Below are 26755 nucleotides of genomic sequence, written 5' to 3'. Positions count from 1 at the left end.
AAAATTACGATTAAAATTGCTGGCTTAGCAACGCCACCATCGCCTTCAGGTAGCATTCGCTGGCGGCATCAGCCGAGATTGGCGGAAGCTCAGCGGTAATGCAATGAAGCGAGCGATCGGCGCACCAACTTCCGAAAGAGCCTGGCGTGTCGTAACCGATACTCGATACTAACGGCAGTTCGCACCGCTGCGCCAACCAGCGACCGAGTTCGGAATGATGTGGATCTTCAATACACGCGAGTGGCTCATGAAAAGAGACAACCCAGTGAGGATTAAGTTTCTCAATCAGTGTGCAAAGGGCTTTTGTTTCCGGCTCTGAACCTGCCGTTTCCCCCGTGGATAGCTCGACATCGCGTTCATCTGCGGTGCTATTCCAGCGGTAGACCGTCTTCCCCGGTTGCCAGTTACTGGCCGGAAAATTGCGATTGAGATCGACACCGTTAGCGTTGGCACGTAGGCCCAACTGACAGCCATCCGGGTTCACCGCAAGAATCACGTGATGGCGGCGCTGGCCTGAAAAGAGGGTGCGCAGCGCGCAGGAAAGCGCCACGACTGCTGCGGTTTCATCGCCGTGTGTTCCGGCAATAATCAGTCCGCTTTCTGAGGGAGCTAATTCGGCGGGGAAATACAGCAGCGGCGCGCCCAGCAGCGATTTCCCATACGGTTCGCCCAGCGAAGGTAAATTACCTCGTTGCTGGCGTGCCTGAAGAGGAATGATCGGATTTTCCATGTTATCGCCCTGTGGTTACCTATGCGTTTCATCATAAAAAAATCGGCCCAGAGACGCAAACGGCGATGCGGGCTGACAAATTGCGGGGGTATCGCTGGATGATAGCGCTGATTTCTGACTATTATATTCTTCAATCAATTCATTACGCTTTCAGGTCAAATCATCATGCATTATGGATATTCTGCATTTTATTCCGCGTTGATGGCTGCCATGACGGGCAATGCCGTCGCGGCGCAGGTTCCGGCGGGAACGGTTTTAGCTGAGAAACAGGAAATTGTCCGCCACATTAAAGATGAACCCGCTTCTCTCGATCCGATAAAAGCGGTAGGGCTACCGGAAGCACAGGTGGCGCGTGATCTGTTTGAAGGGCTGGTCAATCAGGACGCGAAGGGGAACCTCGTCCCGGGCGTAGCGCTGCGTTGGCAGACGACCGATAACCGCACGTTTATCTTTACCCTGCGTGACAATGCCCGCTGGTCTAACGGTGAACCCGTTACGGCAAAGGATTTTGTCTACAGTTGGCGTCGTCTGGTCACTCCTGAAAACAGTTCGCCGTTCGCCTGGTTTGCTCGACTGGCGGGGATTCAGAATGCCGAGCAGATTCTCGCGGGCAAACTGCCCGTCGATCAGCTTGGTGTGACGGCCGTCAATGATCACACGCTGAAAGTACAACTCACCAAGCCTGTACCTTATTTTGTCAGCCTGACGGCAAATTTCAGCCTGTTTCCTGTGCATCAGGCCACGATAGAAAAATTCGGGAACGACTGGACGAAGCCAGGCAATCTGATTGGCAATGGCGCGTTTAAGCTGGATCAGCGCGTCGTTAATGAGAAGCTGGTGCTCACGCAGAATCAATATTATTGGGATAACGCCAATACGCGCCTGACGAAGGTAACCTTTGTTCCCATCAATCAAGAATCGAACGCGACAAAACGCTATCTGTCTGGGGATATCGATATCACCGAGTCGTTTCCTAAAAACCTGTACCAGAAGCTGCTGAAAGACTTGCCCGGCCAGGTTTATACGCCAGATCAGCTTGGCACCTATTATTATGCGTTTAACACGCAGCGTGCGCCGACCAATGATGCCCGAGTACGAAAAGCGCTATCTTACGCCATCGATCGTAAAGTGATTGCGGAAAAAGTCTTAGGCACGGGGGAAAAACCGGCTTGGCACTTTACGCCGGATGTCACCGCGGGCTTCAAACCGACGGAAAGCCTGTTGCAGCAGTATTCTCAAGATGAGCTGGATGCGCAGGCAAAAGCGCTGATGGCGGCCGCAGGTTATGGTCCCAATAATCCACTGAAACTATCACTGCTGTACAACACGTCGGAAAGCCACCAGAAGATCGCGATTGCCGTGGCTTCTATGTGGAAGAAAACGCTGGCGGTAGACGTTCGCTTATCCAATCAAGAGTGGCAAACTTACATCGACAGCCGTAATAGCGGTAATTTTGACGTCGTGCGCGCGTCCTGGGTCGGTGACTATAACGAACCCTCGACGTTCCTTTCTCTGATGACATCACACCATAGCGGGAATATCGCGCGCTTTAAAAATGCGAATTACGATCGCCTATTGGATGAAGCGGGTAATCAGACTAACCTGGAGGCGCTGAATGCGGACTACAATCGGGCAGAACAGATCTTGATGGATGAAGCACCGATTGCGCCGATCTATCAATACACCAACGGACGCCTGATCAAACCGTGGGTGAAGGGCTATCCGATGACTAACCCTGAAGACGTGGCGTACAGCCACATGCTTTACATCGAAAAGCATTAAGTACCGTATTAATACATCGGATAATGTGGCGATAAAGCCAGCGCGATCGTGATGGTCGCGCCGGCTGGCAGAGACAGAGAGCAACGCGGATAGTAAAAGTGCTGATAGCCAAAACCGTTGGAGGCAAGACGTGGAATCCTTGGCAGGAAAAGAGTTGCAACACAGCGGTGCGGTTCATGCGTATCAGTTGGATGGAAAAGGGGGCGTGACCCCGATTGGCGAGCAGGATGTGGCTAACAGCGAGAAACCCTGCTGGCTACACCTGGATTCTACCTTGCCCGCCAGCGTGCGCTGGCTGAATAAAACGACGCGGGTGCCGGATAGCGTACGCAATGCGCTGGCGGGGGAGAGCGCTCGCCCCAGAGTTACGCGTTTGGGGGAAGGTACGTTGATCACGCTGCGCAGCATTAACCTGAATGCCAATGCGAGGCCAGATCAACTGGTGGCCGTTCGGGTGTTCATTACCGACAAGCTGATCATTTCTACCCGACGCCGTAAGATTCTGGCTATCGACGAAATTCTTACCGACCTGAAGGAAGGCAATGGCCCGACGGACAGCGGAAGCTGGTTGGTCTCCATTGCCGAATCGTTAACCGATCATACCAGCGAGTTTATTGATGATTTGCATGAGAAAATTATCGATCTGGAAGAGGATTTACTGGAGCAAAAAATCCCACCTCGCGGTGGGCTGGCACTGATCCGCAAACAGCTTATTGTGTTACGCCGCTATATGACGCCACAGCGTGATGTCTTCTCGCGTATTTCCGGCGAGAGATTGCCTTGGATGCAGGATGACGATCGCCGCAGAATGCAGGAAATTGCCGATCGATTAGGACGCGGGCTGGAAGATCTGGACGCTAGTATTGCGCGCACCACGGTACTGTCGGATGAAATCACCGCCTTGATGACCGAAGCGATGAACCGCCGTACCTATACGATGTCGCTTTTGGCGATGGTGTTCCTGCCGACGACGTTCTTAACCGGCTTATTTGGCGTCAACTTAGGGGGAATTCCCGGCGGCGATGCGCCGTTTGGTTTTTTCACGTTCTGTCTGATGTTGGTGATATTGGTGGGCGGCGTTGCATGGTGGTTAAAACGCAGTAAATGGCTATAACGACTTGCGGCGAGTGGGGGCGCAGATAATCACAATCTGTCGCGAACGGCTAAAAAACCACGCGTAAATTGAGCAATATCAACATTTTTTACCCTGTTGTGCGGCACTATCATTCCCGCAGGTGAATGCAACGTCAAGCGATGGGCGTTGCGCTCCATATTGTCTTACTTCCTTTTTTGAATTACTGCATAGCACAATTGATTCACACCATGCCGACAGTTTTGTCGGCTTTTTTTTGTCTTTCGATCCCACTTCTGCCTGTCCATCCCAAACGACGTTGTAAAATGCCTTTGCAATAAGCACGGTGGTGAAACAGCAACCGCTGCTTCTTGCCACCGTGTCTCTATTCTTTAGGGTAATGCCATTCCCTCATGGGAGTGTTGCGCTTATTTTATTTCCAGCACGTCAAGACGGGTCACGGATGGCACATCGTCATCGTCTTCTGGCTGCCAGCCAACGGGCTGCAACGGCAGTTCTTCACGGTCAAAAGCCAGATCGCCACCATCCACCACGTCGCTACCGTGACGAATGCCTTTAAAATCGAACAGCGTATGATCGGCAAGATGAGACGGCACAACGTTCTGCATGGCGCTGAACATGGTCTCAATACGGCCAGGATAGCGTTTGTCCCAGTCGCGCAGCATGTCTTTAATCACCTGACGTTGCAGATTTGGCTGCGACCCGCACAGGTTGCACGGAATAATCGGATATTGACGGGCTTCAGCAAAGCGTTCGATATCTTTTTCACGGCAGTAAGCAAGAGGACGGATGACGATATGCTTACCGTCGTCGCTCATCAGCTTCGGCGGCATGCCTTTCAGTTTCCCGCCGTAGAACATGTTCAGGAATAGCGTTTGCAGGATATCGTCGCGGTGGTGACCAAGGGCGATTTTTGTTGCGCCGAGCTCCGTCGCGGTACGATACAAAATGCCGCGGCGCAGGCGTGAACACAGTGAACAGGTGGTTTTCCCTTCTGGAATCTTGTCTTTCACAATTCCGTAGGTATTTTCTTCGACGATCTTATACTCCACGCCGATGCTATCAAGGTACTGTGGCAGAACGTGCTCCGGGAACCCCGGTTGCTTCTGATCCAGATTCACCGCCACCAGAGAAAAGTTAATCGGCGCGCTCTGTTGCAGATTGCGCAGAATTTCCAGCATGGTAAAGCTATCTTTCCCGCCGGACAGGCACACCATAATGCGGTCGCCTTCTTCAATCATATTAAAATCAGCGATAGCTTCGCCGACGTTACGCCGCAGGCGCTTTTGCAATTTGTTCAAATTGTATTGCTGTTTCTGGTTAATTTGTTGATTTTCTTGCATTTTATCTGTGCTCGTTGCAAAAGGCGTTGCGGATGGAAAACGGTTCAGCGCAGACGTCAACACGGTCTGCACGATCATGGCGTGTATGGTACGGATTACGGCGACGAATACCAGATCGTTTTACAGTGGTGTTCCAGAATTACTCGGTGAGTGAGGGGCGTTGCTACTTTTACTCACCTTTGCGCGCTTGAGGTAGAAAAACGAAGCGTAAACGCTGGATTTCAGTAAGGCCATATTCTTTGTGGTGATAGACAATATCATTCGCACACTGGTTCCCCGTGATTTTCATTTGAGATTGAAGCGCTTCCAGTGCCGGTCTAACTAAGGAAACTGTGAAAGGATATGAAGAACACGACGCGGGAGATTGAGACGTTGAACGCGCAGATGATGCAAAGCATTCAGGGGAAAATTGATAAAATAGATTTTTAAAATCAGTTTATTAACTGTGTTTATGGAATTAGGCGAATGCTTTAGTTAGATCTGCGAAGTCTCTATAATTGCGAGGCTGTATAAAAATACAGTATTGGCATTTTGTGATGGAGGACTTCAATGATTAAGTACCGTTTATATGCTCCAAACGATGGAGACACAATGACCGTAGATGGCGGCGGCGGCGGTTGGGTTTCAAACGATGACCGTAAAGGTGGTAATGACAGGAACAATGATAAAGGCGGCTCTGCTGTTAATTTGAGTAAGAACCCGGAAAAGCAGGCTATCGTAAATCCTTATTTGGCAGTCGCGCTACCGATGCCAGTTTATCCTATTTATGGAACTCCCGGATTTACTATAAATGCGGCAGTAATTGAGACTGGCCTTGCCAAAATCAGTACAGTGATTAGCAGAGCACTCCCCGTCGCTGGGCGATTATTAGGTGTCACTGTCGGTGCAATGTGGCCTTCCAGCACGGCACCTAGCAGTCTTGATTCTATATATAATCAAGCGCACCAGCAGGCTCTGGCTCAGTTAGCTGCCCAGCAGGGAGTGTTAAATAAAGGGTATAACGTTACTGCAATGCCTGCGGGGTTAGTCAGTAGTCTGCCCGTCAGTGAAATTAAATCATTGCCAACAGCCCCTGCCAGTTTATTGGCTCAGAGTGTTATTAATACAGAGCTTTCCCAGCGCCAACTTACCCTTACTCAGCCTGCGACGAATGCGCCAGTCGCGAATATTCCCGTGGTTAAAGCGGAGAAAACGGCAATGCCAGGTGTGTATTCAGCGAAAATTATTGCTGGTGAGCCTGCATTCCAAATCAAGGTCGATAATACCAAACCTGCTTTGGCACAGAATCCGCCGAAAGTAAAAGATGATATTCAGGTATCTTCTTTCCTTTCCTCGCCAGTAGCTGATACGCACCATGCATTTATTGATTTTGGCAGCGATCATGAACCTGTGTATGTGTCTCTTTCAAAAATTGTCACCGCCGAGGAAGAGAAAAAGCAGGTTGAAGAGGCCAAGCGCCGTGAGCAGGAGTGGTTGTTGCGACATCCTGTTGCTGCGGCAGAGCGTAAAGTTCAGGATGCGATAAATGCAGAAGCGGAGGCTGAGCGAGGAGTTAAGCGCGCAGAGTTAGCACTTAATAATCTTAAAACTTCACCTAATGGGTTGACGTTAGCTGATCCAGTGAAATACCCGGCTAAAGCCGAATGGCCCGAAATATATGATGTCCCTGAATATGGGGATTATGCGCAGATAAAGTTCAATTTCTCCGTTCTGGTCGATTCAGTTGCAAAACTCAATGCTCTCCTTGCGCAGGGAGCTGGTGCTTTGCTTACTGACGAAATCAGTTGGCATGATGTCATTACAAAATATTCTGTGAACAATCTTTCACAAGATATGCTGAATGATCCCAGCGAAACGATGTTTGTCTTAGGTGACGTATACAAAGAGCAGGCTCTGGAATATTACGGTTATCTCCGCAGTGAATTGCTAAAAAGCAAAGAGCTCATTAGCAACGCTGAAAAATCCCTGATCATTGCGATTGAAAGTAGGAAAAAAGCTGAACAGGATAAAAAATTTGCCGATCAGAAACTTAAGTATGAACAAGATAGGAAACGCAACAGGGTTAATGTATCAACATTTGGCACAGTGCAAACTCAACTTAGTAAATTGCTGTCAGATTTTTATGCTGTTACATCACTTTCCCAAAGTGTTCCTTCGGGGGCATTAGCCTCTTTTTCATATAATCCACAAGGGATGATTGGCAGCGGTAAGATTGTTGGGAAGGATGTCGATGTTTTATTTTCCATCCCAGTAAAAGATATTCCGGGATATAAATCTCCTATTAACTTGGACGATTTGGCCAAGAAAAATGGAAGTCTGGATCTTCCCATTCGTCTGGCATTTTCTGATGAGAATGGAGAAAGGGTTCTTCGGGCATTCAAAGCGGGTAGTCTGCGAATCCCTTCGAGTGTCAGAGGTGTCGCGGGCAGTTATGACAAAAATACGGGTATTTTTAGTGCAGAAATTGATGGTGTTCCATCTCGCCTTGTACTGGAAAACCCAGCGTTTCCTCCGACCGGAAATGTCGGTAATACGGGTACTACTGCACCTGACTATAAAGCATTACTGAATACTGGTGTTGATGTTAAACCTGTTGATAAAATCACAGTTACGGTAACACCAGTTGCTGATCCAGTGGATATTGATGACTATATAATCTGGTTGCCAACTGCGTCTGGTTCTGGCGTGGAACCCATTTATGTCGTGTTTAACAGTAATCCGTATGGTGGGACGGAAAAAGGAAAATATAGCAAACGTTATTATAATCCAGATAAGGCAGGCGGTCCGATCTTGGAGCTGGATTGGAAAAACGTTAAGATTGACCATGCAGGTGTGGACAATGTTAAATTACACACAGGGCGTTTCAAAGCGTCGGTTGAAAACAAAGTGATGATTGAACGTTTGGAAAACATACTGAATGGTCAAATCACGGCCACGGATACTGACAAGCGATTCTATACGCATGAATTAAGGGAGTTAAACCGCTACAGAAATTTAGGCATCAAAGACGGTGAAGTGCCTAGTAGCATTCAAGAAGAAAGCGCTGTTTGGAACGACACACACACAGCGACGCTTGAAGACTACAAAATTAATGAGAAAGAGCAACCGTTGTACACTGATGCTGCTTTGCAAGCAGCCTACGAACAGGAACTCAAAGACGCATTAGGAGGGAAACATGGCTAATATGAAAGAAGTTATCCAAAATGAAACATTGGAAGATGTGCTTACCGTTTTTGCATTAACATCAGATTATAAACAATTGGATAGACTTTATACTTATAGTAATTTCGACGTTATATCCAGTGGCGAGCTTTTCGCTAAATACAATGAACTTTTCCACAAGGGCATCCTTGAAGATAAGAATGGCACAGTTGTAAAAGGGACTAATTGGGTGGCTCCAAAGTTTGTAACTGATAAAAAATACGGTTTCTAACCTAAAGTTAATTACTTGTGTTCTTAATTAATACGCGCTAAATTCGCGAAAGATACCGGAGTATGCCTTAAAAAGCTGCTCCGGTTTTTTTATACCACAAAATCAGTATCGGCCACCTTCGGGTGGCTTTTTTGTGCGGGTAAGTTTTTTTTGTTAGGACGTTAAGGTAATCACTACTTTTACTCACTTTTTCACAGGGATAACAGAAAAGCACAACCTGCATTCTGTTTGGCTGTAATCGTGACATGAAGGCATTTTTGGCAACGGTGTCGCTTATTACTATCCTGATAGAGGTGTGTTCAAACAAGAGAGGAAGATATCATGAGTAAAGGTGCATCAAGAGGAGCATCGTCAAGTCACCCTCAACAGGGAGGGAACTGGCCTAGCACAACTGGAAATCCATCGGGTGGCAATAGAGGTAATGCACCTTCATCTTCGGGCGGAAATTCAGGTAAGGCAGGAGGCGGCTCTGGCAAAGCAGGGAAGTAGGAGATATATAACCACGCTACAGCTTGTGAGTTAAATCCACTGACTGTAGCGTTATTTATTGCGTTATTGCGGCAGGACTTCTTCAATTTTAGTAATGTGCGCATCGCCGCTCAGCGGCTTATAAATATGAATTTTGACAATTTTTAGAGGTGCCTCTGGTGTCGTTACCGTACCTTTGGTCAGGAACGAGTAGTTCGTGCCTGATACCACCTGTGTTGCAACAAATAGCGGCGTATAAGCTACACCCAGTAAATGTACGGTAGATTTAAAAAGTGATTTATCAGCATCATTCAAATCACGGAAAGCAGTCCATCCACCAGTAAGTTGATCTGACATTATTTCACCTCATTTAATTTGATTGGTAATATATCACTGTGTTTCCCTGTTAATATATTTACAGGGCAGTAAAATGAGACCAGGTTATTTAATTTTACTTGGCAAGAAAGAACGCCATTCTCTTTATATTAATAAAGTGAAAGCATATCAAAAAATAATAGGTTTTATGTTTTTTGTTAGTGATTAAGATATTTAAAAATATAATTAGTGTGGTGATTATGTTTTTAAATATAAATATCAAAAAGTTTATGCAACAAGCCATCGACTAACCACGTTACGTTCTGAACGCTGTTTCCTTGGCTCTGCCATCGAAGGCTGTCGTTCATTTCTGCTGCCGCTTACTCGCCCGGTAATACAATCTGAGTCGTATTCAGTACTGACCAAAAATAAACTGGTTAGTAAAGTAATTTAAAATAATTAAATAGACATTAAACGTAATATATCTCTCGTGCTGTGACTACTGTCATCGGCTGAGCGGAAATTCCCACCATGATCATGAATAAACTTAATAAAGAGGGGGAAAATGGAAAAAGAAAGCAATGAACGTTTAAAAAATGAACATGATTTAGAAGGTATTAATAAAAAAGAGGAGGTTGTTGATAAAGAGAATCGCGCCGATGACTCAAATAAAAAACGGTTTGGGTGCAATCGTGCGAAGTGTTTTTGTGCACGATGAAACACAATTAAATTGTTAAAATAAAAGGATATAATAATGGCAACTTATAGCTATAAAATTAGAGATTTAACCTCTGGTGTAGAACTTTTAGTTTCTGATGACGAATGCATTTTAGATGCATTCGAGGAGGCTGGTGTTGATTTACCTTACTCATGTCGTGCAGGAGCATGTTCTTCATGTATTGCGCTACTAATTACTGGCCAAGTTGAAGATGACAGCTCATTTCTAGACGATAAGCAAAAAATAAAATTCATATCAACATGTTCAGCGTATCCCCAAAGCGATTGTGTTATTCGGACAGGTGTGGAACCGCTTCTATACGATGAAGAGAAAGCCCAGGAGGTATTTTTTGAAGACTGGCAGAATTGGAACTGATTTAAGCTTTTTAACTTGAGTCCTTTAAATGGAAAATATGATCTCTTCGTAAAGAAGGGATCATTATCAAAACATCTGGCGAATGTCAAAATAGTGTATTGCGCAAAAAACTGCGTATATCGACCTTACTATAAACGTTGATCTAAAAATGGGTGTCCAATTTTGGGGCAGACTATCATGCTTCCTATAAGGATTACTCTATAGTCGCTTCACTTCCCATATAACCTACCATTTCCTTGATCTTTTCCCAGTTACTCACATTGAGCTCTGTGTTGCCATCCCGAGGTGTGATAGATATAGTCTTCGTCTGAAAAATCTATTCGATAAGTGTTGATGCCAAACGTGGTGTCAGAACCTTCACTCCCCCGACCCGAGGCTAAAACATGAAATTATTGCCATGGCTATGTACTGCTGCTGCGTTGCTGCTGGCGGGATGCAGCAATCATAGTGATAACACTGCCGCTACCCAGCAAGATGCCACGCAAAATGATGATAAAAACGCTGTCGTGTTGCTGAAAAGCAGCTCGCCGGTTGACGTTAACTGTACGTTGATTGGTGGAACGATGGCGATCTCCCGGCAGCTTGATGGTGCGAGCGTGGGAGCCTGTCAGTTAGCTAATGGTAAGCGCTGTAGCGAACAATCGCTGATGAATGGAAGTTGCCCGGCAGGGTGAGTGTTGCGGCAGTCAGCACTGCCGCAGGAAAACTTAAGAGGTAACCAGATTTACACAAGACGCGTTCTGGCTGATGTCTTTGAGGTTTTGTAGCGTAGTTTGGGAAATGCTGATTAGCGCTTCTTCCGTCAGGAACGCCTGATGCCCAGTAAACAGTACGTTGTGGCACGCGGATAAACGGCGGAAGATATCGTCCTGAATCACATCGTTGGATTTATCTGCGAAGAAGAGATCGCGCTCATTTTCATAAACGTCCATGCCCAGTGCGCCAATTTTCTGTTGCTTCAACGCGTCGATAGCGGCCTGCGAGTCGATCAGGCCACCACGGCTGGTATTGACGATCATGACGCCGTTTTTCATTTGCGCAAAGGCCGCTTGATTCAGCAGGTGATGATTCTCCTGCGTCAGTGGGCAGTGCAGGGAGATAACGTCCGCATTGGCATACAGCGTTTTTAGATCGACATATTCCGCCCCTAATTCCAGTGCCTGCGGGTTCGGGTAGGGATCGAAGGCCAGCAACCGCATGCCAAAGCCTTTCAGAATGCGCATGGTGGCGATGCCGATCTTTCCGGTGCCGATAATGCCCGCCGTCCGGTTGTGCATATTGAAGCCAATTAGCCCTTCCAGAGAGAAGTTCGCATCGCGGGTACGCTGATAGGCACGGTGAATGCGGCGGTTAAGCGTCAGCATCAGGCCGACGGCGTGTTCGGCGACGGCTTCGGGGGAATACGCAGGAACGCGTACCACGCTGATACCCAGCTCCTTAGCGGCCTCCAAGTCGACATTGTTAAAGCCTGCACAGCGTAGCGCCAGCGTTTTAATGCCCAACGCAGCCAGTTCGGTTAACACTTCGCGCCCACCGTCATCGTTCACAAAGATGCAGACGGCCTGACAGCCTGCGGCGGTTTTCGCGGTGCGTGACGTCAGCATGAAATCAAAAAACTCCAGCTCATAGCCAAACTGCTGATTGACCTGCTCCAGATATTTACGGTCATACTGCTTAGTGCTGTAAATTGCCAGTTTCATTGATAGTTTCTCCGAAAAATCCTTAGGTTAAGCTATCAGAAAATCGGGCGGTGACAAACCGTTACCTGACTGACAGTAACGGTTTGAAATTGAGAGAGTAATAGCGTCAGAACGATGTTAGCGAGACGTACTGAAAACCGACACGGCTTCGGACATCGTGGAGATCTGCTGTTCCAGGCTGTTAATGGCAGAACTGGAGTGCGTCGCCAAAATGGTGTTCTGACGCGTCAATTCATCAATGTTGTTCACCGCCGAGTTTATCTGCCCCAGCCCTTGCGATTGCTCTTGTGTCGCTAAGCTGATTTGATTCACAAGCTGCGTTACTTGCTGCACTTGAGTCAATATATGGTTCATCGACTTACTGGTGTTGCTGACCAGTTTATCACTGGTGTGGATGTTGGCGATCGTGGTGTCGATAATCGCCGCGATGTCTTTGGCGGCGACGGCGCTACGCTGTGCCAGAATACGGACTTCCCCCGCAACCACGGCGAAACTCTTACCCTGTTCTCCGGCGTGAGCGGCTTCTACGGCTGCATTAAGTGCCAGAATATTGGTCTGGAACGCCAGATTATCCAGTACGTTGATGATGTCGGTTATCTCGTTGCTGGAACGAGTCATGACCGCCATGGTGTCCGTGACCTGATTAACCGCTTTTTCACCCGCATCGACTGCCTGATTGGCATCGTTCGCACAGCGTGTTGCTAACTGTGAAGCAGACGCGTTACTTTGAATCGTCGCCGTCAGTTCTTCCATTGAGGATGCGGTAGATTGCAAGCTTTGTGCGGTATCTTCACAGCGCTGGCTCAGCGTGTAATTCCCAGAAGCAATTTCACCACAGGCGTGGCGGAGTTCGGTCAGCTTGCCGTTGACATCATCGACAAACGTGCGGAAATTCATGCCGGATTGATTCACGGCGCGTAATAACATGCCGACTTCATCCACGCGATTAAGTTGAAACGAGTTATCTGCCTGCCCAGATGCGGAGTTAATCGCCTGGCGTAGGATTTTTTCCAGAGGTTTTGCCAGATGTTGAACTAATAATTCACTGGTTACGATTGCGCCAGCAAGCAGCACCAAAGCAAAAATGAATAGCGGAGTCGTCTGTGGAAGAGTGGTAAGTAAGAAAAACAATGCCAATAGCATGAAAAGGAATATATAACTTCTTATCCGCCAACGTACGGGAATAACGTTAAATAAGCTAAGAAATTTTAGCGGGCCTTTATAAATTAACAATCCCTGAAAGAGTCGGTGGTTTTTTAATTTATTTTCATTCATTTGGCGATAAAGTGCTTCAGCCTGCCGAATATCTTCCGGTGGAACGCGCGTTCGTACCGACATATATCCTGTTATTTTCCCTTCCTTCATCAACGGCGTTGTACTGGCTTTTACCCAATAATAGTCGCCATTCTTGCGGCGATTTTTGACGACGGCCGTCCAGATTTTACCGGCCTCCAGCGTCTCCCACATGTCGGCAAACGCCTGCGGCGGCATATCCGGGTGGCGCACGATATTGTGAGGTTGGTGCAGAATTTCCTCAAAGTCGTAACCACTGGCATTAATAAAATCGTCATTGGCATAAGTGATATCGCTATCGATGGTGGTAACCGACATCAGCTTGGCTTTTTCATCTAATAAATACTGAATATCACTGACAGGAAAATTCTTACGCATTTATTGATCCTTTTAGTATAAGCAAGCATAAATATGATGTTTTTAGATCTATTAGCGAACGGAAATTGATGGGCGCTATTTAATTAACGGCAATCTTCACGAAATACTTAGCGAGTAGACTTATATAGTCTTAATCGTGTTGTCCGTTATTTTTTCTTTAAAACATTAGTGCCTGAACCCAACTCGCTACCAGAACACGTACCGATGGCCAGAAGCATTCATTTGTTAAGTATATTATGACTCTGTGAATTTGCACTGTGGCCAACGCAGGTTGAAGAAAGAGAAAGAAGAAAGAGAAAAATGATAAGGAAACAGGGCGACGGACGCCCTGATGTGAGCGCCCGTGAAGATGAGATTAGCTAGCGGGAAAGGCTAAAGACAGAGGCGGCTTGTACCATACTCGAGATCTGCTGTTGCAGGTGATCGGTGGCCGAATGTGATTGACTAGCCAGCGCGGTATTCTGATGCGTGAGCTCATCAATACGGTTTACCGCTTCATTAATTTGCTCCAGCCCCTGAGATTGTTCCTGCGTTGCGAGGCTGATCTCATTCATCAAATTGGTGACGTGCTGAACCTGCAGCAGAATATTGCTCATGGATTTATGCGTGTGTGAAACCTGCTGTTCACCGGTACGAATGCTATTCAGCGTTTCGTCAATGATGGTCGAAATATTGCTAGACGAGGAGGCGCTACGCTGTGCCAGCGAGCGCACTTCACTGGCGACTACCGCAAAGCTCTTACCCTGCTCTCCGGCATGGGCGGCTTCGACGGCGGCGTTCACGGCCAGAATATTGGTCTGGAACGCAAGATTATCCATCACGCTGACGATATCTGTAATCCGTTCGCTGGAGCGGGTGATCGTCTCCATGGTATCGGAGACCTGGCTGACAGCCTGCTCACCAGAGTTCACCGCCTGATTCACATCCTGCGTATAGCGTGAGGCCTGAAGCGAGGCTTCCGCATTGCTTTTTATTGTTGCAGTAAGCTGTTCCACGGAGGCGGCGGTTTGTTGCAGGCTTTCTTCCGTTTCCTCGCAGCACTGTGCCAAGGTATGGTTGCCTTGCGCGATTTCATTACAGGCGTTTTTCAGCTCGCTCAGATTGGTGTTCACATCGTCTACGAAGGTGCGGAAATTCATACCGGACTGGTTTACCGCCCGCATTAACATACCAATTTCATCCACGCGATTAAGCTGCGTCAGATTGTCCGCCTGCCCAGCGGCGGAACGCATGGCCTGAGACAAAATTTGCTCAATGGGGCGGGCAATATGGTGCACCAGAAGCTCGCCACTGACAAAACAGCAGGCAATAAGCAGCGGGAAGAGTACGGAAGCCAATGCCGTTCCCGCCAGCAGGGAATAGGCGGTAATGAGCGGAATCAGGCTAAAGAGCAGAAAATAGCTGCGGATGCGCCAGCGTAGCGGCATGGTTTTAAAAAGACTCAGGATGCGTAATGGCCCCGTATAAATAAGCAGACCATGATGGAAGGTGCGATATTTCAGTTTACCTTCATTTGCACTGGCATAGAGTCCCTCGGCCTGACGAATTTCATCGGGTGAGGCGGCGGTCCGTACAGACATATAACCGCTAATTTCACCGCCTTTTCTCAGCGGCGTGGTGCTGGATTTTACCCAGTAATGGTCGCCATTTTTGCACCGATTTTTCACAATTCCTGTCCAGATATTGCCTGCGCGCAGCGTTTTCCACATATCCGCGAAGGCTGCTGGTGGCATATCTGGGTGTCGGATAAGATTATGGGGCTGCCCCATTAGCTCATCAGCGGTATAACCACTGACATCAATAAAATCTTTGTTTGCGTAGGTAATGTGGCTTTCTGGCGTGGTGACCGACATGAGTCTGGTTTTTTCAGAAAGAGGGAGTTGGCGGTCGGTTACAGGGGTGTTATTACGCATAAAGCAGTCCTTGATATGCTGTGTCCGAATACTGATTTAACATGAGGCATACCCACAACAATGAATCAGCGGATAGCGGTAATGGTCAGGTTGCTCATTGCTTTTTTTAAGGCGGCCTGGCAGAAGGAGATAATCCTGATATCTACCCGTAAACGCTTTGTTCATGATGAGATAACGTGATTTATTACAAAATATAACCTTAATTAAACATTTTACCACGAAAGGGTAATGAGTACGTACGCACAATGGTAGTAAATGTGAGTTGGATGGGGTTATTTGTTAACAAAAAAGAGCGATTTGTGAATGGATAATCGACAGAGCTATACAGGACGAATTTTACCGCTATCGAACAGGATGCTTAACTCACGATAATGATTAAAAAACGTTCGCTTTCAATGACTTTCCTGTTCGCCATATTGCTGTTTCTGCTCTGGCGAGCACTGCCGCAGTGGCTACCGCGCCTTGCCAAAATCTGGCTTCCGACTGAGATGTCTTTGACCGTGAATGGGACGGCTGGCTGGCAGGGCGGTGGGCTGCATAGCGCGGGGTTCAGTCTTATGGCTGGGGAGTGCACGCTCGTTGAAGTACGGAATATGACGCTGCGTTGGGATAGCTGGCGATGGCATGTCGATATTGATGCCGTGACGTTAAACAGCGACTGCCTACAGTATGTGCCAGCAAGCAGCAGCACCGAGCCAGCGGTGCCGTTGGCGCAATGGCAGCAGCGATTACCTGCGGCCGATATTCAGGTGAAGACGTTTACGCTACAGCCCTGGCAGGATTACGCCGGACAGGTGCGACTCAGCAGCGACGGCAAGCGGCAACAAACGCTGGATTATCAGAGCGATCAACTGGCGTTTAAGGCAGAACTGAACGATAAGCGTCTGACCCTGCATGAGAGCATGGTCGCAACGCCAGCGGGGTTCGCGCGCCTGCTAGTCAGTGGTGAGATGGAACTGGCCGATACGCTGGATGCTGCTCCGGTGCAGGGGCGGCTCACCGGAAAACTGGATTCAGGGCAAACGCCGGATCCGCTTTCGCTCCTGCTGGACTGGCATCATCAAGCGGGTGAGCTGGTACTAAATGCGGCGAATGATGAGATGCCGCTGATATCGCTGCCGTGGCAGTTGACGGATGAGGTGATTCAGGTGACTAACGGCATCTGGCGCTGGCCTTATACCGATCAGCCGCTCTCCGGGCAGGTTGCCATAACATTACAGCACTGGCGACAAGGGCTGGATGCCACCAGGATTAACGCGCGGTTGAACATGCTGACGCAAGGGCATAATGGCAAGGCGAATGCCGTGTTGGTGCTGGGGCCGGGCAATATCGGCCTGCTCAACAGCGAATTGCGCTTTCAGCTTACCGGACAGGCAAACTTACCCGCACTCTCCCTGACGGCGACGCTGCCGGGAGTGTTGCAGGGCTCTATTCTCAATCCCGAACTCTCTCTTTTACCTGGTGCGCTGCTGCGTGCCTGGGGAACGCCAGCGCCGCAATTTTATCTTGAAGAAGCGCGCTGGCCGCTGGCGGGCGTCCGAGTCAGTGCGACGGGCGTGAATGGGCGACTACAGGCGATTGTGAAGGCGCGGGAAGCATACTGGGGGCGCTTTAGCCTGCACCTTGACGGTCAGGCACAGGATTTCTTGCCGGATCAGGGGCAGTGGCAATGGCGCTATTGGGGCAATGGCCAGCTTCCGCCGCTCAAAGGTCAGTGGGACGTGGCTGGTCGAGGCCAGTGGCAGGATACCCTGATTGAAGTTAGCCAACTGTCGAGTGGCTTGGATCAGTTAGGCTACGGCATTGTGACGGTGCACCAGCCCCGCCTGACGATCACTGAGCCTATCCGTTGGCAGCGTGCTCGTTCGGGTGAACATTTTCAAGGTGCGCTGCAACTGGCCTCTGAACGGACGCACTTCAGTAGCGGGGGCTATTTGCCGCCTTCGTTGCTAACGCTGGTTATGCAGGGACGTAGTCCGGATGATTTCCAGCTACAGGGGCAGTTACAGGCTAACGATATCGGGCCGGTCAGGCTGCGTGGCCGTTGGGATGGGGAGCGATTGCGCGGGGGCGCGTGGTGGCCGACACAGCCGCTTAAGGTGTTTCAGCCTCTGCTTTCTCCGTTGTTAAAAATGAACATCCGCGCCGGACAATTTTACGCACAGGCGGCATTCTCTGCTGCACGTAAAGAAGGATTCAGCGCGGGCGGACATTGGGTTGTGAAAAATGGCGGGCTGTGGCTACAGGATGGTGAAGTTAGCGGCGTCAACTTTGTTCTGCCTTACCGTCTGAAAGATCAGCGTTGGCAACTGGGCGTCAAGCAGCCTGTTGCGCTACGAATCGACGTGCTGGATAACCTGTTTCGGATGAGCCATATCCGCGTCGATCTCCAGGGTTTTTACCCGTACAGTGAGCGACAGCCGCTGGTGATGTCTCAGGCTGATATGGATGTATTAGATGGGCATATTGGCCTGTCTACGCTGCGCTGGCCACAGCGTGAACCCGCGCTATTTACCGTGAAAAGTGTGGATCTCAGCGAACTCATGACGGTGCTGAAGCAAAAGCAGTTTGCGCTGTCTGGGCGCGTGAGCGGCACGCTTCCGTTGAATTTTAATCACCCGACCACATTGATTGAAGGCGGACGCATTACCAATGATGGTTTCCTGACGCTGCAACTGGATAATCAACTGGCCGATGAGTTAGCGAGGAAAAATCTGGCAGGCGGGGCGGCGATTGGCTGGCTGCGTTATCTGGAAATTGGGCGTTCCTATGCCACGCTTGACTTGGATAATCAGGGTGAACTGACATTAACGTCGCAGGTGCAGGGGAAAAACCCGCAGCTCAGTGCGAAACGCCAAGTGATTCTTAACTATCGCCATCAGGAGAACATCTTCCAGCTATGGCGCAGCTTGCGTTTTGGCGATAACGTGCGGGATACGCTGGAACAGCAGGCCAATGAATAAATTCAAGGTAGAACAATGAACAAGTGCGAGACATGGCTGGCGGTAGGTTGCACAGTCGCTTTCCTGACGGGATGTGTGCCGCGAATCGAAGTGGCTGCGCCCAAAGAACCCATCACTATCAATATGAACGTGAAGATCGAGCATGAGATTCACATCAAAGCGGATAAAGACGCGACGCAATTGCTGGAAAAGTCGGATAATGCGGCTGGCGATGAGATAAAGAAAAGCGCGCCGGAAGGCGCGCAATAGTTAAGCCAAGTAAAGCAATGGCAAGGTCGGTAACAATGATCCGTTATAAACAATGATCCGTTATAAACAATCATCCGTTATAAACAACGATTCGTTATGCGGTGACCAACTGAGACAACTGGGTTTTCGCCGCTTCTGTGGCTTTCTGTGCCACATCTGGGCCGTAGCCGTAACCTTCTGCGAATACGAACTCAAGGTCGGTCAGACCAAGGAAGCCCAGGAAGACGCGCAGGTACGGTTCCAGCAGGTCGGTTGGTGTGCCTTTATGGATGCCACCACGGCTGGTTAATACGATAGCGCGTTTACCTTTCACCAGGCCTTCTGGGCCTTGCTCGGTGTAGCGGAACGTCACACCAGCACGGGCAACCAAGTCGAAGTAGTTCTTCAACTGAGTCGGAATGTTGAAGTTGTACATTGGTGCAGCGATGACGATAACGTCATGTGCTTGCAATTCCGCGATCAGTTCGTCGGACAGTTTCAGGGCTTCCTGCTGACGCGGTGTCAGGGCGGCATCAGAAGGACGCAGTGCGCCGACTAATTCGCCATCAAGAACCGGAATCGGTTGAGCGGCCAAGTCGCGGACGGTGATACTGTCGTCTGGATGTGCAGACTGCCACTCGGCGGTGAAGTGGTCGGCCAGTTGGTTTGACTGAGAATAACCTGCCAAAATGCTTGATTTCAGAACCAATACTTTGCTCATTGCCAATTCCTTTAGTGATTGAAGTGGGCGACACCATAACGCCCTTGATGCGTCACATCTTATGCGGTGATCTGGAAAGAGAAAAGTGCAAATATTCGAGGTCATTATTCGATTTTATTGAATAAGACGATGTTTGACTAAGACCGGGCAGGAGCGATTAGAGCCGTTTATGACAATGTGCTACTATCCACGGCTTAAAAATTTCGTGCCTTGAAAGTAGATGAGGCTCCATCGAACCCGATTCGGCGGCGAGCATCGTCCCAGCAGAAACAAGAATTAGAGAAACGATTAAGGAAGAGCAACGTGAAATCACCTCTCAGTGCATTATCTACGCAGTTAAGTGAGCTAATGCTTCGCGATCGGCAACGTCTGCGCCGCCGTTTACAGGGTGCGGCGAAGGTCAGTAGCCCGCAGGCTCAGGCGGCGATCGCTCAGGAAATTGAGGGGGAAATCGCTGCCGCGCGCCAGAAAGTCGAGAACCGGCGGGCAAGCTGTCCGGCTATTCACTATCCCGAACAACTGCCCGTTAGCCAGAAAAAAGACGAGATACTGGATGCGCTGCGTCATCATCAGGTGATTATCGTCGCGGGCGAGACAGGATCGGGTAAAACTACGCAACTGCCGAAAATCTGTCTCGAACTGGGGCGCGGCGTGCACGGTTTAATCGGCCACACGCAGCCGCGTCGTCTGGCAGCCAGAACCGTTGCTGACCGCATTGCTGCCGAGCTGGAAACGCCGCTGGGTGGCAGCGTAGGGTATAAAGTCCGCTTTAACGATCAGGTGAGTGACAATACGCTGGTCAAACTGATGACCGACGGTATTCTGCTGGCGGAAATTCAGCAGGATCGCCTGTTGATGCAGTACGACACGCTAATCATCGATGAAGCGCATGAACGCAGCTTGAATATCGATTTCATCATGGGCTATTTGCGTCAGCTGTTGCCAAAGCGCCCTGATTTAAAAGTGATTATTACGTCGGCGACCATCGATCCACAGCGCTTCTCCCGCCACTTTAATAACGCACCGATCATTGAAGTGTCCGGACGAACCTATCCGGTGGACGTGCGCTATCGTCCCGTGGTGGAAGATGCTGATGACAGCGATCGCGATCAGCTACAGGCGATTTTTGATGCGGTTGATGAACTGACGCGCGAAGGGCTGGGGGATATTCTGGTCTTCATGAGCGGTGAACGTGAAATTCGCGATACGGCAGAGGCGCTGACTCGTCTGGACTTGCCGCATACTGAAATCCTCCCGCTGTACGCCCGCCTGTCGAATCAGGAACAGAACCGCGTCTTTCAATCACATCACGGTCGCCGTATCGTGCTGGCGACCAACGTGGCGGAAACCTCACTCACCGTGCCAGGGATTCGCTATGTGATCGACCCCGGTACCGCACGCATCAGCCGCTACAGTTTCCGCACCAAGGTACAACGCCTACCGATTGAACCCGTCTCGCAGGCGTCGGCGAATCAGCGTAAAGGACGCTGTGGCCGTGTCGCTGCTGGGGTGTGTATCCGTCTCTATTCCGAGCAGGATTTCCTGTCGCGGCCTGAATTTACCGATCCCGAGATTCTTCGTACCAATCTGGCTTCCGTCATTCTGCAAATGACGTCGCTGGGGCTAGGCGATATCGCCGCGTTCCCGTTTGTTGAAGCGCCGGATAAACGCAACATTCAGGACGGCGTGCGGCTGCTGGAGGAATTAGGCGCGATTAATCTGGCGGAGAACGGGCATTACCGCCTGACGCCGCAGGGGCAACAACTGGCACAATTGCCGATCGATCCACGTTTGGCGCGAATGGTGCTGGAAGCGCGTAAAACCGGCTGTGTGCGTGAAGTGATGATCATCACCGCGGCGCTGTCGATTCAGGATCCGCGCGAAAGGCCGATGGATAAGAAACAGGCATCGGATGAGAAACACCGTCGTTTTGCCGATAAAGACTCCGATTTTCTGGCTTTCGTCAATCTGTGGGATTACCTGCGTGACCAGCAAAAGGCACTGTCTTCCAGCCAATTCCGCCGCCAGTGCCGTACGGATTTCCTTAACTACCTGCGCGTGCGCGAATGGCAGGATATCTACACGCAGTTGCGTCAGGTTGTGAAAGAGCTGGGACTGCCGGTCAATAGCGAACCGGCAGATTACCTGAGCATTCACTGTGCGCTGCTCACTGGCTTGTTGTCACATGTCGGACAGAAAGATATTGAAAAACAGGAGTTCAGCGGCGCGCGTAACGCTCGGTTTGCGATTTTCCCAGGCTCGGGGCTATTCAAAAAACCGCCTAAGTGGACGATGGTCGCTGAACTGGTGGAAACCAGCCGTTTGTGGGGACGTATTGCCGCGCGTATTGAGCCCGAGTGGATCGAACCGCTGGCTCAGCACCTGATTAAACGGAGCTACAGCGATCCTCATTGGGAAAAAGCACAGGGCACTGTGATGGCGCAGGAGAAGGTGACGCTCTTCGGGCTGCCGATTGTCGCGGCGCGCAAGGTGAACTACAGCCAAATTGATCCAGCGCTGTCGCGTGAAATGTTTATCCGCCACGCGCTGGTAGAAGGCGACTGGCAAACGCATCACGCCTTTTTCCGCGCCAACCTCAAGTTGCTGGCGGAAGTGGAAGATCTCGAGCATAAATCGCGCCGCCGCGACATTTTGGTCGATGACGAGACGCTGTTTGCTTTCTATGACCAGCGGTTGCCACATGATGTGGTGTCGTCACGCCATTTTGACACATGGTGGAAAGCCGCTAGCCGGGATAATGCTGACCTGCTTAATTTTGAAAAGAGCATGTTGATCAAAGACGGCGCGGAGAAGGTGAGCGCGCTGGACTACCCGAACTTCTGGCATCAGGGCAGCCTGAAATTACGCTTGTCTTATCAGTTTGAACCGGGCGCGGACGCCGATGGTGTTACGGTTCATATTCCGCTGCCTATTCTCAATCAGGTGCGTGAAGAGGGCTTTGAGTGGCAGATTCCCGGCGTACGCCGCGAACTGACGATCGCGCTGATTAAATCGTTGCCTAAGCCATTACGTCGTAACTTTGTTCCTGCACCGAACTATGCCGAAGCGTTTCTGGCGCGTACCACGCCATTAGAGAAAGGACTCTTGGATGCGCTGGAGCGTGAACTGCGGCTGATGACGGGCGTGACGGTGCCGCGTGAGGCGTGGCAGTGGGATCAGGTGCCCGATCATCTGAAAATCACATTCCGCGTCATTGATGAGAAAAATCGGACGCAGCGGGAAGGCAAAGATCTGAACGCGCTGAAAGATCAGCTTAAGGATAAAGTGCAGCAAACGTTGTCATCCGTAGTGGATGACGGGCTGGAGCAGCGCGGTCTGCACGTCTGGAGCTTCGGTTCGTTGCCGGACTGCTATGAGCAGAAGCGTGGCGGCTACTCGGTTAAAGCTTATCCGGCGTTGGTGGATGAAAAGGATAGCGTGGCGATTCGCTTGTTCGACACGCCGCACCAGCAACAGCAGGTGATGCGGCAGGGGCTGCGCCGTCTGTTATTGCTGAACATTCCGTCGCCGATTAAATATCTGCATGAAAAGCTGCCGAACAAGGCGAAACTCGGTCTTTATTTCAATCCGTATGGCAAAGTGTTGGATCTCATCGATGACTGCATCGCCTGCGCGGTGGATAAACTGATTGAATCATCCGGTGGTCCGGTCTGGCAGGAAGAGGCCTTCCAGCAGTTGCATGAAAAAGTGCGTGCGGAACTGAATGATACGGTGGTTGATATCGCCAAACAGGTTGAGCAAATCCTAACGGCGGTCTTCACCATTAACAAGCGTCTGAAAGGGCGTGTAGACATGGCGATGGCGCTGGCGTTAAGTGATATCAAGAGCCAGATGACCGGTCTGGTGTTCCGTGGTTTTGTGACTGCAAACGGCTGGCAGCGTCTGTCGGACGTGCTGCGTTATCTGCAAGCGATAGAACGGCGTCTGGAGAAACTGGCGCAGGATGTTCACCGCGACCGGGCGCAGATGTTGAAAGTGGAGCATGTTCAACAAGCGTGGCAACAGTGGTGGAATAAGCTGCCTGCGGAGCGACGTGACGACGACGATGTGAAAGCGGTGCGCTGGATGCTTGAAGAGTTGCGTGTCAGCTACTTTGCCCAGCAGCTAGGAACGCCGTTCCCGATCTCGGATAAGCGCGTATTACAGGCGATGGAGCAGGTCGAAGGGTAATTTTCTCGGCATCACATCAGGGTCAGCAAGGGCTGTTTTTTAATCTCAATGTAAGCCGATCTGATGGCTTCTTCACCATACTGCTGTTCCCGACGTTTTATGATGAAATGGCCTTTCGCCGTGTTTTGGCGGTGATGAATAAATCGCGTGATTAATAGCTGTGCGATTAATCACGGCGTGATACAGGCCAGGTGACTAAAGAAAAAAACTCAGGGTGACAAGGCCACAGAGCAGAACGAGGGATAACATAATTTCAAATGAGTAACGCCGCATCATTCTCCCGTCCCCACGAAATAAACACCCGGGAAACCGAGTGTTTGATTATTGTTCTATGACAAGTCCTTGGAGATAGGTTTCAAATGGGACTCACCGAAAGTGACGCCTTCCTAGTGGGGAAGGCGTCGGTGCTTACCGATTACGCCGCTGGCGTAGTAGTTGCTGGTTTGGCTTTCTTCACGTGTTTTTTAGCGGCCTGTGCTTTCTTCACCGATTTTTTATGGTGAGTGGCTTTAGCCGGCGCAGAAGTGGTAGCCTTAGGCTGAGTGGGGGCGTTGGTTACGGTATCCGCGGCAAACGCTACAGAGGACAGACCCAGTGCCGCACCTGCGATCATAACTAATACTTTATTCATCATCATTTCCTCGTTATCTCATTCACGCTTCGTAACCCTCAGTCGGGCTGGTAGAGAGAGAATAGGAGAAACAGAGGACAGCTTCAGTGAGTGATTGGTTTCGGCGTGTAACCTAATGTACAAGGCCGAAAACGTGGGAAAGACAGGGAAAACGGCGGGATTACCGCCGTCTCGGTGCTAGTGCTGAATGGTGATGACTGCCTGCGCTGTCGCGGTTTTTACTGGCCAGCAAAAACGGAAACGGGCACCGCCGAGCGGGCTGTCATCCACGGTAATGCTGCCGTCGTAAGCTCGGGCAATAGCATGAACAATCGCCAGTCCGAGGCCACATCCGCCGCTGCTGTTCTCGATACCTGCTTCCAGACGGACAAACGGTTCAAACACGCTTTCTCGGTTTTCTGGCGGAATACCAGGGCCATCATCTTCGACTTGCAAACAGGCAATATGCCCAGCGTCGGATGTCAGACTGATATGCAATCGGCTGTGGCAGAAGCGCAACCCATTGCCGATCAGGTTATTCAGTACCCGCTCCATCAGACGTAAATCGAGCGCCCCAATCCGTGCCGAGTGGGGCATGTCCAGCGAAATGTGTTTGTCAGGGTGGATCAGGCGAAAATCATCAACTTTTGCCTGTAACCACGAAGGAATATCAATATCGGCAAGATGCAGTGTCACCTGTGGACGGTCGAGTCTGGCATACGTCAACAGCTCGTCAATCAACGCTTCAAGTTGACCAATATCTCGGTTTAACGCCTGCTGTTCGTCTTCTGCTAGATTGTCGCTCATCGCTAGCCGATAGCGCAGTCTGACCAGCGGCGTACGCAGTTCGTGCGCAATATTGTCAATCAGTTGCTTTTTGCTGTTGATGAGCTGGTTCAGGTTATCCGCCATGCGGTTGAAGGCGATGCCAAGCCGGTACAGGCTTGAGGTGCTATCGAAGTGAATGCGCGCCTCCAGATGACCATCTCCCAGACGCTGCGCGGCATTCTCCAATTTTAGCATGGCCTGCCAATGTGGGCGCATCCAGAGGAAAACCGGCAGCGCCAGTGACAGCCCGATGAGCATCACCAGCAGTAAATCCAGCAGCCGCATTTCATGCAGGAAGAACAAATAAGGAATAGGGCCGACGGCAAGAACATAGTGGCTGCGGGGAATGCGTTGGATAAACGTGTATTGATCATCCAGCGCGATAATTTCTCCTTGATTGAGACGCTGCCGATTCTTGGGGCTCAGCGCATATTTGCTCACCGGTTCGATATGTAATTTGAATGACAGGTTTAAATCAAGCTGGTTGATGGTTTTATGCCAGTCGCGAGGCGGAATCGCGCGCAGTTCATTACGAATGAGATACAGCGAACTTTTCATCAGATCATCCATGGACTGACGTCCAGCGTGTTCAGCCGTGACTTTATAGACCAGCCCAACCAGAAGTGTCATGACGACAAAGCAGGCGAACAGCAATAGAAAAAACTGGACGAACAGCTTTCTCATAGCGTGACGCTCTCCCAGGTATTGGGGGCAAACAGATAACCTTTGTTGCGCACCGTTTTAATACGGAACGGCTCCAGTGGGTTGTCGTACAGTTTCTTACGCAGGCGAGAAATCGCGACGTCAATGCTGCGATCCATGCCGTCGTAAGTCACGCCGCGTAGATTTTTCAGCAGCGCATCCCGATCCATGATGTGACCAGCATGGGTCGCCAACTGCCAGAGCAGATCGAAATCTGCGGTGGATAACACAATGTGTTCTTGTCCTAATGTCACTTCCCGATTGACCGGATCGATACAGAGCAGGCCGAAGTGCAGTGATTTGTGCACCTGTAACGTAGTGGGTGTGGCGTTTTCCGTCACGGTCTGTGGTGCTGCAGCATATTGCCGTAAATGCAGGCGCAGTCGGGCGAGCAACACGGCGGGCGGAGTGATTTTCAGAATGTAATCATCGGCACCCATTTCCAGTGCCAGAATATGATTCATATCGCTGTCCAGCGAGGTCAGTAGCACAATTGGGCCGCTGTACTGTGGCCTCAGTTCCCGACAGATTGTCATGCCGTCTTTGCCGGGTAGCATAATGTCCAATAGCACAAGATCGGGCTGCTGCTGCTCAATAAAGGCCAATGCCTGATCGCCTCGTGCTTCAACCTGAACATCAATGTCATGCTTGCCGAGGTAAGCGGCGATCAATTTCCCCACCTCAGTATCATCTTCTATAAAAACAATCTTATGCATAGTCTCTACGCTATCTCCAACTCACTACTGATAGCATAGCCTGATGATAGGCGATAAACGAGAAATGAAGCGTAAATGGGTGTTAAGTGTTTGCTTGCCTAAGCAAATAAGCGGATGCCCACCCGTCTGGCAAATTTCTTCCAAATTGATAAAAATAATGAAAATTAGCCGAACAAATTCGTTTGTTGGTGCGTTTACACATTGTCTACTTTTAGGAGAATCCTGTTATGACGCGCATCGTTCCTGTTTTGGCCG

The 26755-nt window shown here is 49.9% G+C and carries 20 protein-coding genes and 1 pseudogene; 10 read left to right on the top strand and 11 right to left on the bottom strand.

Going from position 1 to position 26755, the window contains the following annotated elements; translation table 11 throughout:
- Nucleotides 1-10 precede the first annotated feature (10 nt).
- Complete coding sequence (gene mpaA / locus IG609_RS10985) at nucleotides 11-730, bottom strand: murein tripeptide amidase MpaA (protein ID WP_116226689.1); 720 nt, start codon at nucleotides 728-730, stop codon at nucleotides 11-13.
- A 165-nt stretch (nucleotides 731-895) separates the two neighbouring features.
- Between mpaA and IG609_RS10980 the strand changes: the two genes are divergently transcribed.
- Both IG609_RS10980 and zntB read left to right on the top strand, forming a co-directional pair.
- Nucleotides 896-2512 carry a peptide ABC transporter substrate-binding protein gene (locus IG609_RS10980; protein ID WP_193397016.1) on the top strand — a complete coding sequence of 539 codons (1617 nt, stop codon included), beginning with the start codon at nucleotides 896-898 and terminating at the stop codon, nucleotides 2510-2512.
- A gap of 130 nt (nucleotides 2513-2642) precedes the next feature.
- On the top strand, nucleotides 2643-3626 hold the full coding sequence (zntB, locus tag IG609_RS10975) for a zinc transporter ZntB (protein ID WP_102116428.1): 984 nt from the start codon (nucleotides 2643-2645) through the stop codon (nucleotides 3624-3626).
- A 386-nt stretch (nucleotides 3627-4012) separates the two neighbouring features.
- Here the strand turns inward: zntB and ttcA are convergent, their stop codons facing one another.
- The gene (gene ttcA, locus IG609_RS10970) at nucleotides 4013-4948 is read right to left on the bottom strand and encodes a tRNA 2-thiocytidine(32) synthetase TtcA (RefSeq protein WP_193397015.1); all 936 of its coding nucleotides are present in this window, start codon (nucleotides 4946-4948) and stop codon (nucleotides 4013-4015) included.
- Nucleotides 4949-5497: 549 nt separating this feature from the next.
- Here ttcA and IG609_RS10965 point away from each other — a divergent pair.
- Nucleotides 5498-8131, top strand: a complete 2634-nt coding sequence (locus IG609_RS10965) for a colicin-like bacteriocin tRNase domain-containing protein (RefSeq protein ID WP_226374036.1) — start codon at nucleotides 5498-5500, stop codon at nucleotides 8129-8131.
- Nucleotides 8124-8381, top strand: coding sequence for a hypothetical protein (locus tag IG609_RS10960; protein ID WP_014915646.1), 258 nt, complete (start codon nucleotides 8124-8126; stop codon nucleotides 8379-8381). The genes IG609_RS10965 and IG609_RS10960 overlap by 8 nt, the downstream gene beginning before the upstream one ends.
- 552 nt (nucleotides 8382-8933) lie before the next feature.
- Here the strand turns inward: IG609_RS10960 and IG609_RS10955 are convergent.
- On the bottom strand, nucleotides 8934-9206 hold the full coding sequence (locus IG609_RS10955; protein WP_193397014.1) for a hypothetical protein: 273 nt from the start codon (nucleotides 9204-9206) through the stop codon (nucleotides 8934-8936).
- A 523-nt stretch (nucleotides 9207-9729) separates the two neighbouring features.
- On the opposite strand from IG609_RS10955, the gene IG609_RS10950 reads away from it, so the two are divergent.
- The 3 genes from IG609_RS10950 to IG609_RS10940 all read left to right on the top strand — a co-directional run bounded on the left by IG609_RS10950 (nucleotide 9730) and on the right by IG609_RS10940 (nucleotide 10931).
- Complete coding sequence (locus IG609_RS10950) at nucleotides 9730-9882, top strand: hypothetical protein (protein ID WP_193397013.1); 153 nt, start codon at nucleotides 9730-9732, stop codon at nucleotides 9880-9882.
- 36 nt (nucleotides 9883-9918) lie between these two features.
- Nucleotides 9919-10257: a 2Fe-2S iron-sulfur cluster-binding protein gene (locus tag IG609_RS10945; protein WP_193397012.1), complete on the top strand. Its 339-nt coding sequence runs from the start codon at nucleotides 9919-9921 to the stop codon at nucleotides 10255-10257.
- 383 nt (nucleotides 10258-10640) lie between these two features.
- On the top strand, nucleotides 10641-10931 hold the full coding sequence (locus IG609_RS10940; protein ID WP_102116431.1) for a putative hemolysin: 291 nt from the start codon (nucleotides 10641-10643) through the stop codon (nucleotides 10929-10931).
- A 33-nt stretch (nucleotides 10932-10964) separates the two neighbouring features.
- Here the strand turns inward: IG609_RS10940 and IG609_RS10935 are convergent, their stop codons facing one another.
- The 3 genes from IG609_RS10935 to IG609_RS10925 all read right to left on the bottom strand — a co-directional run bounded on the left by IG609_RS10935 (nucleotide 10965) and on the right by IG609_RS10925 (nucleotide 15541).
- Entirely contained in the window at nucleotides 10965-11957 is a 993-nt protein-coding gene (locus IG609_RS10935) for a 2-hydroxyacid dehydrogenase (RefSeq protein ID WP_193397011.1), read from the bottom strand.
- Nucleotides 11958-12074: 117 nt separating this feature from the next.
- Nucleotides 12075-13628, bottom strand: coding sequence for a methyl-accepting chemotaxis protein (locus tag IG609_RS10930; protein WP_193397010.1), 1554 nt, complete (start codon nucleotides 13626-13628; stop codon nucleotides 12075-12077).
- A gap of 359 nt (nucleotides 13629-13987) precedes the next feature.
- Entirely contained in the window at nucleotides 13988-15541 is a 1554-nt protein-coding gene (locus IG609_RS10925) for a methyl-accepting chemotaxis protein (protein ID WP_193397009.1), read from the bottom strand.
- Between the two features lie 371 nt (nucleotides 15542-15912).
- Here IG609_RS10925 and IG609_RS10920 point away from each other — a divergent pair, with 371 nt between their 5' ends.
- Nucleotides 15913-18504, top strand: coding sequence for a YdbH family protein (locus IG609_RS10920; protein WP_193397008.1), 2592 nt, complete (start codon nucleotides 15913-15915; stop codon nucleotides 18502-18504).
- Between the two features lie 15 nt (nucleotides 18505-18519).
- Entirely contained in the window at nucleotides 18520-18753 is a 234-nt protein-coding gene (locus IG609_RS10915; protein ID WP_102116436.1) for a YnbE family lipoprotein, read from the top strand.
- A gap of 94 nt (nucleotides 18754-18847) precedes the next feature.
- On the opposite strand, the gene IG609_RS10910 is transcribed toward IG609_RS10915, so the two are convergent.
- Nucleotides 18848-19453 (bottom strand): FMN-dependent NADH-azoreductase, encoded by a 606-nt coding sequence (locus tag IG609_RS10910; protein WP_102116437.1) that lies wholly within the window; start codon nucleotides 19451-19453, stop codon nucleotides 18848-18850.
- 303 nt (nucleotides 19454-19756) lie between these two features.
- Here IG609_RS10910 and hrpA point away from each other — a divergent pair, with 303 nt between their 5' ends.
- Nucleotides 19757-23644: an ATP-dependent RNA helicase HrpA gene (hrpA, locus tag IG609_RS10905; protein ID WP_193397007.1), complete on the top strand. Its 3888-nt coding sequence runs from the start codon at nucleotides 19757-19759 to the stop codon at nucleotides 23642-23644.
- A gap of 195 nt (nucleotides 23645-23839) precedes the next feature.
- Here hrpA and IG609_RS20715 read toward each other — a convergent pair whose 3' ends face one another.
- From IG609_RS20715 to rstA, 4 genes and pseudogenes are all read right to left on the bottom strand, one after another.
- A complete protein-coding gene (locus tag IG609_RS20715; protein WP_488646040.1) occupies nucleotides 23840-23893 on the bottom strand; it encodes a hypothetical protein in 54 nt (17 codons plus the stop codon).
- A 172-nt stretch (nucleotides 23894-24065) separates the two neighbouring features.
- Nucleotides 24066-24275, bottom strand: a pseudogene (gene asr, locus IG609_RS10900) (acid resistance repetitive basic protein Asr); the annotation flags it as partial.
- Nucleotides 24276-24452: 177 nt separating this feature from the next.
- A complete protein-coding gene (gene rstB / locus IG609_RS10895; protein WP_193397005.1) occupies nucleotides 24453-25766 on the bottom strand; it encodes a two-component system sensor histidine kinase RstB in 1314 nt (437 codons plus the stop codon).
- The gene (rstA, locus tag IG609_RS10890; RefSeq protein WP_193397004.1) at nucleotides 25763-26500 is read right to left on the bottom strand and encodes a two-component system response regulator RstA; all 738 of its coding nucleotides are present in this window, start codon (nucleotides 26498-26500) and stop codon (nucleotides 25763-25765) included. Before rstA ends, rstB begins: the two co-directional genes overlap by 4 nt.
- Nucleotides 26501-26755 lie beyond the last annotated feature (255 nt).

The sequence above is a fragment of the Pectobacterium quasiaquaticum genome, assembly GCF_014946775.2.
Taxonomy (GTDB): Bacteria; Pseudomonadota; Gammaproteobacteria; order Enterobacterales; family Enterobacteriaceae; genus Pectobacterium; species Pectobacterium aquaticum.
Note: the sequence above shows the minus strand (reverse complement) of the source record. Positions and strands in the feature narration are given on the sequence as shown.